Genomic DNA, 14391 nt, shown 5'->3' on the forward strand with positions numbered 1-14391 from the left:
TCACGCGACCTCCCGCACGCAGCGGAACCCGACGGCGTTACTGCTGCCCCGACGTAGGTACAGGGCCTTCGACGAAGTCTGCACCGCCCGGTACGGGTTGTCGTAGGAGCCGCCGCAGATCACCGCGGAGTTGATCCCGTCGAACACGGTCTCGGTCCATTCCCACACGTTGCCGGACATGCCGTGCACCCCGAACGGGGACAGGTTCGCCGCATGATCGGTCACCGGGGTCGGGGCGCAGTCCCGCAACCGGCCGCCGTCGATCTCCTGCTTCCAGACCTCGTAAGTCACCAACGGCCGGCCGCTCCACGCGTCGGCGCAGTTGACCGCGGCCAGGTCGACGCCGTCTCCCCAGGGGAACAGCCGGCCATCCGTGCCCCGGGCGGCGGCCTCCCACTCGACGCAGGTCGGCAGCCGCTTGCCCTCGAAGCGGGCGAAGGCGTAGGCACTCCACCAGTTGACGCAGTTCGCCGGGTAGTTATCGTACACCGGATCGGTGAAGTACTCCGGGTTGCGCAAGCGTTCCTGCCATGGTTCGTGGCTGTGGCCTGGCGGAGTGTCCGGATGATCCCACTGCGCGCAGCCCTGCTCGGCGACCGCGGCGAGGAACGCCTTGTACTGCCCGACCGTCACGGGGAACTCGTCGAACAGCACCGGCTTCTCGATCTTTCGAAGAAGGAGGCGGTGGCTCGGCCCGACCAGGTACGTCGCTGCCGGCAGCGTCCGCGGGGGCGCGGGGATCGTCTCGGCGCCGAGGTGGACGAGGAACTCCCGGACCTGCTCGGTCAGAATCGGTTCGGCGTTGCTGCCCGCGGCCTCCCGTCCGGCCGCGGTCCGCAGGTAGCGCGCGGCGAAATACTCCTGGAAAACGGTGTGCACCAACGCCACCGTGCCGGCGCCGGCCGGACGGAACAGGGGCGCGAGCAGTAACGTCTCCAGCGTGACCCGTCCCTCGGCGAAGCATTCGATGCCGACGTGGGTGCAGATGTCCGCCAGAGTGAACACCGCCTGATCGGCCAGGAACGCCGGGCCGAAGTAACTCTCCAGCCTGGGCTGGAGATCAGCGAGCCCGGCGGTGTTCAGGACCTGCCCGATGCGGGCCGGCACCAGGTCCGCGAGGTGCCTGGCCGCATCCACGGCGGGCCCCCGCGCGAGCTGGCCGGTCTGCTGAGCGAGCCGCAGTTCCAACGGCGAGACCGAGTAGACCCGCTCGTCCGCGTGCAGCTTCAGGTCACCGAGTCGGACCACGCTGAACTGCGGAAGCTCCAGCGGATCGACGCCGTTCGCGTGCAGCTGCTGGACGAGCTGCTCCGAGATCAGCGACGAGCTGTTCAGCAGCCGGCGGACCTCGGGCGAGTCGGCGAGGAACGAGTAGTGGTTACGGAATTCCACGTAGATCCGCACCGGCCGGCACCGGCGCTGGTGACCTCCGGTGGGTACCATCCGGACCTCAGCAGCGTCGGGTCCGTCCAGGAAGCCGTCCCGACCAGAATGTCACCCACGCCCGTCGCCTCCTCGCCGGGTTCCACGCTCACGAACCGGTACCCGCCCGCAAACGGCATGGTTGGCGCAGGACCCGTCAATCCGGGGCGGTGACCGGTCAGGAGGCGGTGACCGGTCAGACGACGGCGAGCGTGGTCGACCAGAGCACCGCACCGCCGGAGTCCCGCAGCTCCACGGTGAGCCCGCCACCGGGATCGAGGTGCACGCGGCCGAAGAACTGCAGACCGGCCGAGGGCGGCAGGTTGGACTGACCCGCCGGAGGGGCCTTCACGAAAACAGCCTCGGGGCCGAAGGTGGGATCGAGCGTGTTCGGGCCGAACGTGCCGGCGTTCAACGGCCCGGAGACGAACTCCCAGAACGGGTCGAAATCGGTGAAGGCAGCCCGGTCCGGGTGGTAGTGGTGTGCCGCCGTGTAATGGACGTCAGCAGTCACCCAGACCACATTGCGGACCCGGTGCCGGCGGAGGCCGGCGAGGAGGTCCGCAATTTCCACCTCGCGCCCCAGCGGGGCACCCGGCCGGCCCTGCGCCACCGCCTCCACGCCGCTCGGGTTGTCCGGCACCAGCAGCCCGAGCGGGAGATCGGCGGCGACCACCTTCCAGGTGGCGCGGCTGGCGGCGAGCCCGGCCAGCAGCCACTCGCTCTGGTGGCGGCCGAGTATCGCCACGCCGGCGGGATCCTCCTGGGCGTCGGGATTCGGGTTCTTGAACGAGCGCATGTCCAGGACGAAGACATCGAGCAGCGGGCCGTAGGAGATCCTGCGGTAGATCCTCCCGCCCGGGTCGGCCCGACCGGGAATGAACGGGGTGTACTCCAGGAACGCCTGCCGCGAGCGCGCCGCGAGGACGTCCACCCGTTTCTCGCTGTACCGGGAGTCGTCGAGAATCTCACCGGGATACCAGTTGTTGAGCGTCTCGTGGTCGTCCCACTGGAACACCCACGGCACCTCGCGGTTGAACGCGAGCAGGTTTGCGTCGAGCAGATTGTACCGGTAGTTGCCGCGGTACTCCGCGAGGGTCTCGGCGACCTTGGACTTCTCCGGGACGACGAGGTTGCGCCACACCGAGCCGTCCGCGAGCGGAACCGTCGGGAGGATCGGCCCGTCCGCGTACACGGTGTCCCCGGAGCAGATCGCGAAGTCCGGGTTCAGCCGGCGCATCGTCTCGAAGATCCGCATCCCGCCGAGATCGGGGTTGATACCCCACCCCTGGCCGCAGATGTCACCAGACCAGACGAACGAGACGTCGCCAGCACGCCCGGGGGCGGTCCGGAACCGGCCGATCGACGTCTCGCCGACGAGCGCCGGGTCATCCGCCGAGGCGAGGCGGACCCGGTAGAACACCTCCTCGCCGGCAGGCAGGCCGCGGACCGGCACCGAGGCGGTGAAGTCGGTCGCCGCGTCCACCCGGACGACGCCGACCCGCCGGGCTGCGGTGAACGTCTCGGTGGCTGCCACGTCGACCGCGAGCACCGCCTGCCGATCGGCCCGTGCCCACACCACCGCGCTGTCCGCGGTGACATCGCCGGACTGCACGCCGGAGGTAAACGTGGGCCGGCCACCCCGCACCTGGCCCGGGGCCCGGTCCGCGGCCGCGGCCGCCGCCGGAACCCCCCCGGCGGTGCCGGCGGCGGCCGCCAGGGACGCCACCGTCGCTCGGGCCAGCACATCCCGTCGGTTCGGCATGCGTTCCTCTGCCATCTCGCCCGGCCCTCCTGTCACTGTCCGTATGGCCGCAGTCCCCCGACGTCGACCATCACAGTGCAGGTTCCGGGCAGCCGTCGGCCCCCGTTTCGGAAGCGAAAAAGTGAACTGTGCGTGGCGTCCCGCACCGCCTGCCGCAGAGCCGCAGAGCCAGGGAAACCCTGGTAATCTGGGCCGCTCTCACGGCCCCTTAGCGCTTTCGCGATCCGTATCTACGTAGAAATTGCTATGATCTATCCGTAGATGCGGCTTCAGTCGGAGCTTTGCCGTCGGTGACCAGCCTTTACCTCCCTCGACGAGAAAGGGACGGACGATGTCTCCGCAGATCAGGCGGTTGATCAGAGTGGATGCGTGACATGTTCTGGCCAGGCCCCGCCCACCCCGACGACGAGACCAGGCACTGGCTCGCCCGGGTCGAGAAAGTCGCCCCAGTCCTGGTCCAGCACCGTGAACAGGCCGAACAGGAGAGAATGACGCCGCCCGACGTCATCGACGCCCTGCGTGAGCAGAACATCCACCGGATGTGGGTCTCCCCGGCCTTCGGCGGCGGCGGGGTGAGTGTCCGGACCGGTTCCGCGGTGCTCCAGGCGCTCGCCCGGATCGACGCCTCCGTCGCCTGGCAGATGGGGGTCCAGGGCGTCATCGGCCGGATGTCGGACTACCTCCCGGAGCAGACGGCCGGCCGGATGTTCCGGGAGAGCGATGGTCTCGTCGTCGGTGGGATCAACCCGTCGGGCCACGCCGAGGCCGTCCCCGGCGGTTACCGGGTACGCGGTCGGTGGTCCTTCGCCAGCGGCTCCACCCACGCCGACTGGCTGGTGTGCGCCTCACTCGTCACCGAAACCAGCGCGGCCGGCGAGGTAGCCGCGGGAAGTAAGGCGAACTCGTCGGCCCCGGCCCCGCCCACAACCCGGATGATGTTCGTTCCGCGGGATGCCGTCCGTTTCACCGACGACTGGTTCACGATAGGGCTGCGCGGCACCGGGAGCGTCAGCTTCACTGTCGACGACCTCTTCGTCCCCGAGGAGCACACCGTCGACGGCGGGCTGCTGCGCCGGCTGCCCGCGGCCCGGCCCTCGCGCGGCTACCCCATCGCGTACTACGACTTCGGCCCGTTCACGACCGCGTCAACGGCGCTCGGCATCGCCCAGGACGCGCTGAGCGCCTTCCCGGGGCTGGCGGTCAGCGCGGTTCCTGCCCGCGGGACGGAGACATTGGCGTCCAGCCATACCGTTCAGGCCGGCCTCGCCCGCGCCGCGGCCCTGGTCAGGGCGGGTGAACTGCTGCTCGACGATGCGGCCGGCCACGCGAGTGCCCGCCTCATCGGCGGGGAGAAGCTCAGCGCCCTGATCCGGCTCGCCGCCACCGCCGCCGGCGAAAACACCCTGAAGGCCGTGGACACCCTGCACGGCCTGGCCGGCACCAGGGCCCTGGGCGCGGCAGGCCGGCTCGACCGCTGCTTCCGCGACATCCACACCGTGGTCGCGCACATCACCCTGGCGCCGACGAACTTCGAGATGGTCGGGTCGTATCTCCTGGGCGGCTCGTTGCTGATGCGGCGCTGACCCCGTCCGATGCCCCGAGTCCCTACCCCCGAGCCCCGAGCCCCCGGGGACGGTCTGACGAGTGCCATCGCGGCGAAGGTCTGCCTGGTCGCCCGAGTGCCGTCAGGCGTTGGCGAGGGTCGCCTCGAAGGCACGGTCGACCGCCTCGGTGACCATCACCGCCACCGGCTTCGGCATCTCAGCGATCTTCCCGGCTGCCGCCAGAGCCTCGCCCACCAGAAGTGATCAGGGCGACGCCGGGACTTCGTCACCCCCGTGGGGAGCACCCGGTGGCACCCGTGGGAGTATGCCACTGGCAACCCACGGCCGACGCGAACGATTACATCAGTGTTATCAAAATGTTGTTGACAATGACCGGCGGCGTTTACGGTCGGCAATGGTCGCGCCGGCAAGACTCGTAGTCGGCGAATATTCGGTCCATGAAATCACGGTCCGCGATGCCGCACCCGGCGAAACCGTGTTCGACGATACCCCATCGAGACATACCCAACATCCGTTGCAACGGAAGCCCGCGAAAACATCAACATTCAAACAAGTTCCTGACATCGCGACCTGGCATCCAGATCCGAAGAAAATACATTCCGCCGCAACCCCGGCAACCCGTTATCCCACCGTTCCAGCACGGCCGACCAGGAGCGTTCGTGGCTCGTCCGCCCGAAGTGCTGTTCGTCTGCGTCCACAACGCGGGCCGTTCTCAGATAGGCGCCGCCCTGCTCGACCGACATGGTCGTGGCCTGTTCCGCGCCCGATCCGCCGGCACCGCCCCGGCCCCGGCCATCCACCCGGGAGTCGTCACCGTCATGGCCGAGGTAGGCATCGACCTGTCCCGGGAGTCCCCGAAGCGACTAACCAACGAGATGGTCCGCGACTCCATCGTCGTCATCAACATGGGATGCGGCGACGCCGTTCCCAGCTACCCCGACACGCGCTACCTCACCTGGAAACTGGATGATCCGGCGGAGTGCACGCTCGAGGAGATCCGGTCGATCCGCGACGAGATCGACGCCCGCGTCCGGGCACTGGTCTACAGTCTCGGCGTGGCCGCCCGCGTCGGGCTGCTGAAGAACCAGCCCGGTTACACCGGGATCCCGCCTGGCGGTACTGACCCGGATGCGTGGCGCTATCCTCCACCGGTCGGGGCGGGCGCACCCGACGCGACCGCGTGATCCGGCACGACCGCGTCGACGGGCTCGGCCTCCCGGTGCGGGATGATGATCGTCGCGCCGATCGGGACGGTGCCGCCACGCACGACGTCTGCGCGCAGGCCACCTCGGTCGCGTAGCGCGCTCCAGACCCCGGGGCGGGTGAGCTGTTCGAGGTAGGAGCACGGTGGGCAGGGCCGGACACCGAGCAGGACAACGTCGTCGATGCGGAAGGTCCGCCCGACGAGGTCGAGCAGCGCGACGCCCTCCGTCACCAGGTTTCGCCTGGTCTCCCACTCGGCCAGAGCCACCCCGGCATCCGCGGCCACGGCGGCGATGACCTCACGCTCGATCAGCGTGACGGCGCGACCGGCGCCACCGCGCGCGGAGTAGGTCCCGGTGCCGGTGGCGTAGCGGTCGCCTTCGAGACCGTGACCCTCGATCATTCGAACGGCCTCACGGGCCCGCATCCGGGTACCCCGGATCGGCGTGGTATAGATCCCGACCAGGCGTCCCGCGACCATGATGCCGACACTACCCGCTGGGACAGTATTCCATGGTCGGCAGGATCCGGGTGAGGCCGTCAGCGAGCGGATGAAAAGTGACGGCGCCCCTGGTGGAGCCCTTCATTGATCATTCCCTTCCCAGATGTCGGAGTCCGAGCTCCAACCCCATCTGCCGGTCCCCCCGAAGGCGTCGGCGTCCGCCGTGTCACCGGCTCCGGGCGGACCCGTGGGGTCCTCGGCGAAGTCGATGGCGGGAAGTGGGCCGACGTATTCGATCGTGAAGTACGGACAGGCGCGACGGAGATCGGCGACGGCGGCGTCGAACGCATCCACGGCGGCATCGCGCAGCAGAAACGCCCAGCTGAGCACCGGGTCATCCGCGCCGCCGTGCGGGCGCCGTGGCCGGTCGGACAGCGCCAGCGGACGCAGCAGGTCGAGGATCGCATCGGCCTGGCGCTGCCGGCGGGCGATGACCAGGTCGGCCACCTGCTGGCCCAGCCTGATCCGCGCGTCGAGATCCGCGGACGGCGTGACCCCGACGAACGGGCTGCCCGGCAGTACCTCGGTGAGGGCGGACCGCTCGTCCTCCTCCACGTCGAGATGCAGCTCCACCAGCCCTTCGAGCGCATCGAGCCGATCGGGCATCTCGTCGGCGAGCGGGGCGAGGACCTCACGGCATACGGCAGCCTCGTCGGGGGCGACGGTCCCGAACCGCAGCGGCAGCACGGGGCCTCCGGCGAGAAGTCGCTGCAGGATATCCAGATGACGCACGGCCTCGGACTCGCCCAGAATCCCGACATCCGCGGTGACGCTGACCGCCGCCGCCAACGGCCCGAACCGCACCAGGTGCACCTGCCCCGGAGGGTGTCCGATGCCGGGCGGCGGTGGCATCGGCGCCGGATGCCCGGACCGCGTGATGCCATAAATGATGACAGACATGGCGATCATCCCTCTCGGCCGCTGCGGCGGTCGCCCGGCGCGCTGCGCCCGGCCGGCAGATCCCGCCGGGCGTGCTCCTCGGACGATCCGCCACGCAGCGAGCCCACCGCCTCCTCGGCGGTATCCTTCAATCCTTCGAGCGCCCCCTTCGACTTCTGCCTCGCGGTGCCGTCGGTGACCTCATGCATGAGTCCGGGCAGGCCCGGGACCTGCTCCTTGGGCGCGAGGTCCAGCCGGTTCACCGCCTCGGCGAACCGGAGGTAGGTGTCCACGGTCGCGATGACGACCCGGGCGTCGGCCGTGAGGACCTCGATGCCGACCAGCGCGACCCGCGCGTAGGCGTCGATGACGATTCCCCTGTCGAGCACGACGTCGAGGACATCGGCCAGGCTGCTGGGCTTCGGAGCCCGGTTCATGGACTGGCTGGAGACGGTCATGGCGCTGTCCTCGCCTTCTTCCATCGTTCTTCGTCCGCGGAGGAGGCGGAGCGGGCCCTCGACACGCCGGGGGGGTCGGGGCGATCCCGTCTCCCCCGGCCCACCGAAGCACCCTGCCCCCGCACAGCGCCCCGTCCCGGCATGGCCCCCCCGGGGAACCAGCACCTCGCCGAGCTCAGTCATCGCCGCCACCATGCCGTCCTCCGACAGCACCATGCCGTCCTCCGACAGCACCATGCCGTCCTCCGACAGGACCCGGGACCCGATCGGCGTCCGGAACCCGATCGGCGTCCGGAACCCGATCGGCGGTGCGCACCCGGTCAGTGGTGCGCACCCGGTCAACCACCGGCGCTCCACCGCCGGGCGAGTCCTCGTGACCGTCGAAGGTGCCGCCCAGATGCTGGTAACCACCCAGCGTGATATGGACAAACGAGTAGGGCGGCCAGGGACCCGTCGCCTCGGCGGGGCACCCCGCCGCGTCCAGCTCCCGCGTCAGCGCGGTCGCCGTGGTGAGGAACGCATCCTCCTCCGAACGCGGCACGAGGTACGCGCAGTCGAACATCCGCCCCGGCCGACCGGTGTGCCGACGGGCGTCATCCCGCGCGATCGCGTCCACCTCGGTGTCGGCGCCCAGCCCATCGATTCCGGCGGTGTCGCTCGCCGCGGGGATGATGCCGTATACGTAAAGACCGCGGTCGGTCCGGGACACGCGCGAGGACGGCCGGATGCCAGGCCCGACCACGCCCACAGTTGCGACAGTCGACTCCGGAACGGACTCCGGAACGGACTCCGAGACGGACTCCGACTCCGGAACCGACCCCGACTGCGAGACCGGAACGGGAGGAAGGTCCCGAGGCGGGGTCACGGCCGGCCTGATGCCCTCCATCGCCACCCGGGTGATCTCACGGGCGAGGCACTCGACGATCTGATGTCGGGCGAGTTCGCGGGCCTCTCGAACGGCCTCCTCGACGACCTCGGGCGCGAGTCGCCGGGCGAGGGCCGTGAGATCCTCAGCCCCGGCCGTCGTGCTCATGGCCGCTACTCCCTCGTGTCGCGTCCCTCGACGGCCGATGCCCGGTCAAGGCCGATCCCCCTGCGCCAGCCAGGTGCCGGCCCCGCCGAAGAGCCGCTCGACCGCGTCCGCCGGATCCCGGCCCGTCGCCCCTCCGGTGGCGCGGTCGGTGAAACGGCCGGTGAAACGGCCGGCAGCCCGGTCCCTGGGCTCCTCCACACCCTCCCCGGCACGATTCACGATCTGCGCGGGACGGTCGGCGATCCGCTCAGGATGATCCTCGGCCCGCCCGGCGACGGGCGGTCCCGTCCTCGTCTGGGCTCATGGTTTCTGGACTCATGGTGTCTGGGCTCAGGGCCGGTGCGCGGCCCCCGTCCGCCCCGCCTCCAGGACAGGGAGGACCGAGGCGTCGAAGACATCGACACGCCGCCCATTCCCGGGACTACCGACTCCAAACTCCCAGCGTATGACGGGTGCCGACCGCAGATCACCGACCGGCGCCCCGCCCCGGAGGAGCCCCCGCCCGGAGGAGCCAAGGCCATCCAGGCCGAGGGTCCACTGGGGGTGGAGAGGTCAGCGCGTCCTACGGGATCAGCGCGCCCATGCCGCCCGCGCTGCCTGCGTGGGGCTCGAAGATGTTCGGTCCGAGCCAGCGGACCGGGTGAGGATCCTCTGGGTGATCTCCTCAGCCGTCAGCGGCGGCGCGAAGAGAAAGCCCTGCGCGCTGTCGCAGGCGGCCGCGCGCAACCGCTCGGCCTGCATCGGGGTCTCGACGCCCTCGGCGGTCACCGTCAGGCGCAGGGTGTGGGCCAACGTGACCAGCGTCTGCACGATCTCCTCATCCCCCGGGTCGGCGTCCCGCGCCGAGTGGAAGCCCTCGACGAACGGTCCGGCGAGCTTGAGCGTGTGCACCGGCAGCCGACGCAGGTAGGCGAGGTTGGAATAACCGGTGCCGAAGTCGTCGATAGCGATCCGCACGCCCATCTCGGCGAGCCCGCGCAGGACCCGCAGCGGCTCGTCGGCCGTGCCCATGAAGGCGCTCTCGGTAAGTTCCAGCTGGAGCAGGTCCGGGGAAAGCCCGGTCTCGTCGAGAATGCGTCGGACCTGTTCCACCAGGCCGGCCTCGCGGGTCTGCCGGGCGGCCAGGTTGACGCTGACGAACAGGGCGTGCGGATGACACTCCTGCCACTGCCGCGCCTGCCGACAGGCGAGCTCCAGCACGCGCCGGCCGAGGGGCACGATCTGCCCGGTCTCCTCCGCCATCCCGATAAACAGATCGGGGGGCAGCAGACCGAGGCCAGGATGCCGCCAGCGGACCAGCGCCTCCACCCCGACCATCGCCCCGGCGGCCATCCTGGCACCCGCACCGTCGCCGAGGGCGATGATCGGCTGGTACTCGACGACGAACTGGTCCTGTTCGAGGGCGCGGGGCAGCATGGTCGACAGAGTGTGCCGGGTCACCTGCCGGGCGCCTCGCTCCGCCTCGAACAGGGCCCAGCGACCCTTCCCCTCCGCCTTCGCCCGGTAGAGCGTGATGTCGGCGGCCCGTAGCAGATCGGCGTAGTCCCCGCCGGCGACGGGCCGTTCGACGATGCCGATGCTCGCTCCGATGGACAGCGCGTGGTCACCCACCCGCAGCGGGCTCGCCAGCGCCGCCAGCACGGTCTCGGCGACGGCGACGGCGTCCGCCGTGCCGGCTGTGTCGGCGACAAGGATCACGAACTCGTCACCACCCATCCTGACCAGGAGCTGCTCCGGGGACAGCACCCGACGCAGCCGGTCCGTGACGGCGACGAGCAACCGGTCGCCGACGTCGTGGCCGAGGCTGTCGTTCACCATCTTGAATCCGTCCAGATCGATGAAGCACAGCCCGATGCGACGTTCCGGTCCCGTGGCCATCAGTTCGTGGACCCGTTCGATGAGTACCGTCCGGTTCGGCAGGCCGGTGAGCGGGTCGTGCCGCGCCTGGCGGCGCAGCTGGTTCTGCAACAGATGCCGGTCAGTCACATCCACGATCATGGAGAGCTGCGCACGGCACCGCCCGTCGTCGTCGCGCAGACACGACGTGGTCAGCTCGGCCCACACCACCGACCCGCCGATCCCGGTGAACCGCCACTCCATCCGGATGTGCTCCGGTCCGGCGGTCCGCTGGGCGGCATAGGCCTCCCGGAGCTCCCTCGCGTCCTCGGGATGCGCGAACTCGTCGATTGACCTGCCCTGCACCTGACCCGGGCCGACTCCGAGCATCCGCAGAAAAGCGTCGTTGGCGTCGATGATCCGTCCGCCTCCATCATTGATCAGGATTCCGATCGCGGAGCCGGTGAAGATCATCCGGAAGCGGGCATCGCTCGCGTGCAGAGCCGCGCGATGGATCGAGTCCTGCCCGGCGAGGATCCGCTCCCGCAGCGCATGGGCGTATCCCTGGGCCAGCCCGCCCTGCAACGCCGCCAGCCGGGCGCCGTACCCGTCGGCCGTCCCGAGTCGTAGGTCGGTGAGCAATCTGGTGCCACAGATCTCGATGGTTCCGGCCAACGCGTCCGCGGCGCCGAAGGTGTACTCGACGACGGCAGCCCCGACCGCGGCCGCAGGGTCGGCCGTGAACGGTTCGGCGAGCAGGGCGTCGACGAGCCGGTCGCTCAACGCCCGTAACCGCTGCTCGACGTCGATCAGGCCGATCGCCGGATAGCTGGCGCCGAGGATCTCTCGGGCCCAGGCCTGGGCGAAGCGCGCGACGCCCTGCTGGCGGGCTGTCTGGGGCAGGGACCTCACCGCACGCACTCCTCATCGCACGCATTTCTTGCCGGACCATGACAAACCTTGGGCCTGACCCGCCCTGTGACAAAACCTCGGCCGCTGGCCGGAAAAGCGCCGGAAGCCGGAGAAAAACCAATAAAAAATTAAAAAAGTAAAGATAGCCAAGAAAAATCATAAAAACCAAGAACAGTCAGGAACAGGCGGGAACGGCGAGCTACCGGCGCCCGACCGCGGCAAGTATCGTGGAACGCACCGGGTTGTCCGCGAGGGGATCGGCGCCCATGCTCGCCGCGTCCGGGCGCCAGGCCGGCAGGTAGACCAGGCCCGGGTCAACGAGCTCGTATCCGCGGAGCAGACCGGCGATCTCCGCACGGGAACGCGGGGTCACCCCGGTAGGGGTCTCGTCGTAGACCTTGCCGGCCTGGTTGATCCCTACGGCCCGCTCGTCCGCGATCACATGCGAGATGGCCAGGTAGCTGCCCGGCGCCGTCGCCTCCCGGAAGGAATCGATGACGCCAGCCGGGTCATCGCTGTCGGGGACGAAATGCAGAACCGTCACCATGAGCACGGCGATCGGTTGAGAAAGATCGAGCAGCTCGGCCACCGCGCTGGAGCCGAGGATCGACGCGGGCTGCCGAACATCCGCCTGGAGCACCGTGGCCCGCGGATTGTCGGCCAGCAGCATCCGGGAGTGGATGACGGCGACCGGGTCGATGTCGACATAGACGACCCGGGCCTCCGGATTCACCCCTTCGGCGATCTCATGGACGTTACCGACCGTCGGCACCCCGGAGCCGAGATCCAGAAACTGTGTGATCCCGGCCTCGGCAGCGAGGAAGCGCACCGCCCGGTGCAGGAACAACCGGTTCGATCTGGCGATCAGCAGGGCGTCCGGGAGGATCTCGATGGCGGCGCGCGTCGCCTCCCGGTCCACCGCGAAATTGTGCGATCCGCCGAGCGCGTAGTCGTACATCCGTGCGGCGCTCGGGCGATTGACATCGATCCCCGCGGCCCACTCGGGCAACTCCTCCATGATCATCTATTCTCCTGTGCGACCCGCTAGACGACGTACGGTGAGGAGATTGTCTACCATCGCTACCTTCGTCACCACACCGGCCGGTGTCGCTACGGAGACCAGCACCCTCCACACCGCGTTCGCTCGTTTCACCGCACGCCCGCCATACCTCCCGCCCGGGCCTCCCGGCGGCGCGGACCGACCTCCGGCGGCGGCCCATGGGGAAGCCGCCGACCGTGCCGAATGTCCGGTTTGACCAGACCGTCCTACCCTGCCCTGCGTGGCCGTCCACGGATGACACTGGTCTGGAACCTGGATCGAGGGTCGACGCCCGCGACGGCCGAGGAGACCCCTACGGCCGCAAGAACCGGAAGAACCGAAAGAACCGGGAGGACCGGAGCTCGCGGCGGCAGCCGACAGACCGACGGCGGCCGGGACAGCGCGGGTATTCGGGCGTCGCCCTCGGCCGGGACCGTACGAGGCTCCGGTACGAGGTTCCGGGTGAGGAGTGGGACGAGATGCGCGCCCTCGTCGTGTATGAATCGATGTTCGGCAACACCAGGGTGATCGCGGACGCCGTCGCGATCGGCCTGTCGACGTGGTTGGACGTCGGACTCGTAGAGGTCGGCACCGCGGACCCGGCCCTGAACGACGATGTCAGGCTCCTCATCGTCGGCGGGCCCACCCATGCGTTCGAGATGAGTCGGCCCGAGACCCGGCACGACGCCACCAGGCGGACCGAGGGCAATGTCGTGTCGCCGGGGATCGGGATCCGGGAGTGGCTCGAGGCACTGCCCAGGCAACCGAGTGGGTCGCCCGAGGGGACGCCGCTCACCGGAGCGGCCACGTTCGACACGAAGGTCCGTCACCCCCGTCCCGCGGGTTCGGCCGCGGCCGGTGCGGCAAGGTGCCTGCACCGTCTCGGCTTCTCCCTCCTCGACCGTCCACGGAGCTTCTACGTCGACGGCCCGCCGGGCCCCCTGGTGGCCGGCGAACCCGAACGTGCCCGCCGCTGGGCCGAAAGCCTCGGATGGATGGTCCCTGCCTCGGCGAAGGGTAACGCGCTTTCCTGAGGTCGGGTGGCCCAGGGGAATTGCACCCCTGGGCTCCAACAGAACGGAGCGTGACAGTCTCCCGTCACTCCGCTCTTGTCATCCTCATCGCCAGGCGTTGGACGTCCATGCCCAGTGGGCGAAGAGCCCGGGGCGTTGGCGGGTGATGCGTTGCCAGCAGGCCAGGGCCTTATGGAACGGTCTCAGCCGTTTGTACTTCTTGCGGAGCCAACGCACCAGGTAGGCGTTGATGCGCTGTAGGAGGGGAAGCAGCGCGGAGCGGTAGAACGCCCCGTAGTACTGCGCCCAGCCGCGCACGATCGGGTTGATCTTTCGTGCCAGCTCGTCGAGGGTGTGGCCGGTCCGCAGGTGTAGCCGCCATCGGCGGACCTGCCCGCTGACCTTCTTCTGGGCTTCCTTGCTGATCGCGGGCAGGAAGTTCGTGAAGAACTTCCCGTGCCTGCTGCGTGCCTTGCGGGCGCGGAAGGTGTAGCCGAGGAACGTGAACGACGTGTGCTCATGGGAGCCGCGCCGGTTGCTGTCCTTGCAGTACACGATCCTGGTCTTGGTCGGGTGCGGTCGCAGTCCGACCTGTCCCATCCTGTCGTCGAGCGCGGCCAGCACGTGGCGAGCCCGACTCCTGCTGTCGCAGTGCACGATCGCGTCGTCGGCGTAGCGCTCGAACGCGACGCCCGGGTAGGTCCGGGCCAGCCACGCGTCGAACGCGTAGTGCATGAACAGGTTCGCCAGCACGGGTGAGATCG

Annotated in this window: 13 protein-coding genes and 1 pseudogene; 3 read left to right on the plus strand and 11 right to left on the minus strand. The window is 69.5% G+C overall.

Annotation, left to right across the window (positions count from 1 at the left end; all coding sequences use genetic code 11):
- Together BMG523DRAFT_RS17725 and BMG523DRAFT_RS17730 are read right to left on the minus strand one after the other, a co-directional pair.
- The gene (locus tag BMG523DRAFT_RS17725) at window positions 1-1404 is read right to left on the minus strand and encodes an SUMF1/EgtB/PvdO family nonheme iron enzyme (protein ID WP_051623928.1); all 1404 of its coding nucleotides are present in this window, start codon (window positions 1402-1404) and stop codon (window positions 1-3) included.
- 214 nt (window positions 1405-1618) lie between these two features.
- Window positions 1619-3202 carry an alkaline phosphatase gene (locus BMG523DRAFT_RS17730; protein WP_043591689.1) on the minus strand — a complete coding sequence of 528 codons (1584 nt, stop codon included), beginning with the start codon at window positions 3200-3202 and terminating at the stop codon, window positions 1619-1621.
- 359 nt (window positions 3203-3561) lie between these two features.
- Between BMG523DRAFT_RS17730 and BMG523DRAFT_RS17735 the strand changes: the two genes are divergently transcribed.
- On the plus strand, window positions 3562-4770 hold the full coding sequence (locus BMG523DRAFT_RS17735; RefSeq protein WP_023841286.1) for an acyl-CoA dehydrogenase family protein: 1209 nt from the start codon (window positions 3562-3564) through the stop codon (window positions 4768-4770).
- 641 nt (window positions 4771-5411) lie between these two features.
- Window positions 5412-5936, plus strand: a complete 525-nt coding sequence (locus BMG523DRAFT_RS26635) for an arsenate reductase ArsC (protein WP_011435460.1) — start codon at window positions 5412-5414, stop codon at window positions 5934-5936.
- On the opposite strand, the gene BMG523DRAFT_RS17745 is transcribed toward BMG523DRAFT_RS26635, so the two are convergent.
- From BMG523DRAFT_RS17745 to BMG523DRAFT_RS17770, 8 genes and pseudogenes are all read right to left on the minus strand, one after another.
- Window positions 5891-6436, minus strand: a complete 546-nt coding sequence (locus BMG523DRAFT_RS17745; RefSeq protein ID WP_011435459.1) for an MOSC domain-containing protein — start codon at window positions 6434-6436, stop codon at window positions 5891-5893. The genes BMG523DRAFT_RS26635 and BMG523DRAFT_RS17745 overlap by 46 nt on opposite strands.
- Before the next feature lie 13 nt (window positions 6437-6449).
- Window positions 6450-6539: pseudogene (locus BMG523DRAFT_RS26640) on the minus strand (cyclase); the annotation flags it as partial.
- Window positions 6539-7357, minus strand: a complete 819-nt coding sequence (locus BMG523DRAFT_RS17750) for a GvpL/GvpF family gas vesicle protein (RefSeq protein WP_011435458.1) — start codon at window positions 7355-7357, stop codon at window positions 6539-6541. The gene BMG523DRAFT_RS17750 and the pseudogene BMG523DRAFT_RS26640, both read right to left, overlap by 1 nt.
- A gap of 5 nt (window positions 7358-7362) precedes the next feature.
- The gene (locus BMG523DRAFT_RS17755; RefSeq protein ID WP_011435457.1) at window positions 7363-7794 is read right to left on the minus strand and encodes a gas vesicle structural protein GvpA; all 432 of its coding nucleotides are present in this window, start codon (window positions 7792-7794) and stop codon (window positions 7363-7365) included.
- A 175-nt stretch (window positions 7795-7969) separates the two neighbouring features.
- Window positions 7970-8827, minus strand: a complete 858-nt coding sequence (locus tag BMG523DRAFT_RS17760) for a GvpL/GvpF family gas vesicle protein (RefSeq protein ID WP_043591686.1) — start codon at window positions 8825-8827, stop codon at window positions 7970-7972.
- A gap of 45 nt (window positions 8828-8872) precedes the next feature.
- Complete coding sequence (locus tag BMG523DRAFT_RS25420) at window positions 8873-9025, minus strand: hypothetical protein (protein ID WP_157493315.1); 153 nt, start codon at window positions 9023-9025, stop codon at window positions 8873-8875.
- Between the two features lie 372 nt (window positions 9026-9397).
- Window positions 9398-11575 (minus strand): bifunctional diguanylate cyclase/phosphodiesterase, encoded by a 2178-nt coding sequence (locus BMG523DRAFT_RS17765; RefSeq protein WP_023841289.1) that lies wholly within the window; start codon window positions 11573-11575, stop codon window positions 9398-9400.
- A 199-nt stretch (window positions 11576-11774) separates the two neighbouring features.
- Window positions 11775-12593 (minus strand): SAM-dependent methyltransferase, encoded by an 819-nt coding sequence (locus tag BMG523DRAFT_RS17770; protein ID WP_035730986.1) that lies wholly within the window; start codon window positions 12591-12593, stop codon window positions 11775-11777.
- 500 nt (window positions 12594-13093) lie between these two features.
- Between BMG523DRAFT_RS17770 and BMG523DRAFT_RS17775 the strand changes: the two genes are divergently transcribed.
- Window positions 13094-13648 carry a flavodoxin family protein gene (locus BMG523DRAFT_RS17775; RefSeq protein ID WP_011435453.1) on the plus strand — a complete coding sequence of 185 codons (555 nt, stop codon included), beginning with the start codon at window positions 13094-13096 and terminating at the stop codon, window positions 13646-13648.
- Between the two features lie 84 nt (window positions 13649-13732).
- On the opposite strand, the gene BMG523DRAFT_RS17780 is transcribed toward BMG523DRAFT_RS17775, so the two are convergent.
- Window positions 13733-14391, minus strand: a 659-nt coding sequence (locus tag BMG523DRAFT_RS17780) for a group II intron maturase-specific domain-containing protein (RefSeq protein WP_035958444.1), incomplete at its 5' end; no start/stop codon positions are given.

This window comes from Frankia sp. BMG5.23 (assembly GCF_000685765.2).
Lineage (GTDB): Bacteria > Actinomycetota > Actinomycetes > Frankiales > Frankiaceae > Frankia > Frankia casuarinae.

Bases quoted from the DNA above. Each gene is read 5' to 3' on its own strand.
- BMG523DRAFT_RS17770 (WP_035730986.1), bottom strand. From the start codon at position 12,593: ATGGAGGAGTTGCCCGAGTGGGCCGCGGGGATCGATGTCAATCGCCCG.
- BMG523DRAFT_RS17760 (WP_043591686.1), bottom strand. From the start codon at position 8,827: ATGAGCACGACGGCCGGGGCTGAGGATCTCACGGCCCTCGCCCGGCGA.
- BMG523DRAFT_RS17755 (WP_011435457.1), bottom strand. From the start codon at position 7,794: ATGACCGTCTCCAGCCAGTCCATGAACCGGGCTCCGAAGCCCAGCAGC.
- BMG523DRAFT_RS17750 (WP_011435458.1), bottom strand. From the start codon at position 7,357: ATGTCTGTCATCATTTATGGCATCACGCGGTCCGGGCATCCGGCGCCG.
- BMG523DRAFT_RS17730 (WP_043591689.1), bottom strand. From the start codon at position 3,202: ATGGCAGAGGAACGCATGCCGAACCGACGGGATGTGCTGGCCCGAGCG.
- BMG523DRAFT_RS17745 (WP_011435459.1), bottom strand. From the start codon at position 6,436: ATGGTCGCGGGACGCCTGGTCGGGATCTATACCACGCCGATCCGGGGT.
- BMG523DRAFT_RS17775 (WP_011435453.1), top strand. From the start codon at position 13,094: ATGCGCGCCCTCGTCGTGTATGAATCGATGTTCGGCAACACCAGGGTG.
- BMG523DRAFT_RS17735 (WP_023841286.1), top strand. From the start codon at position 3,562: ATGTTCTGGCCAGGCCCCGCCCACCCCGACGACGAGACCAGGCACTGG.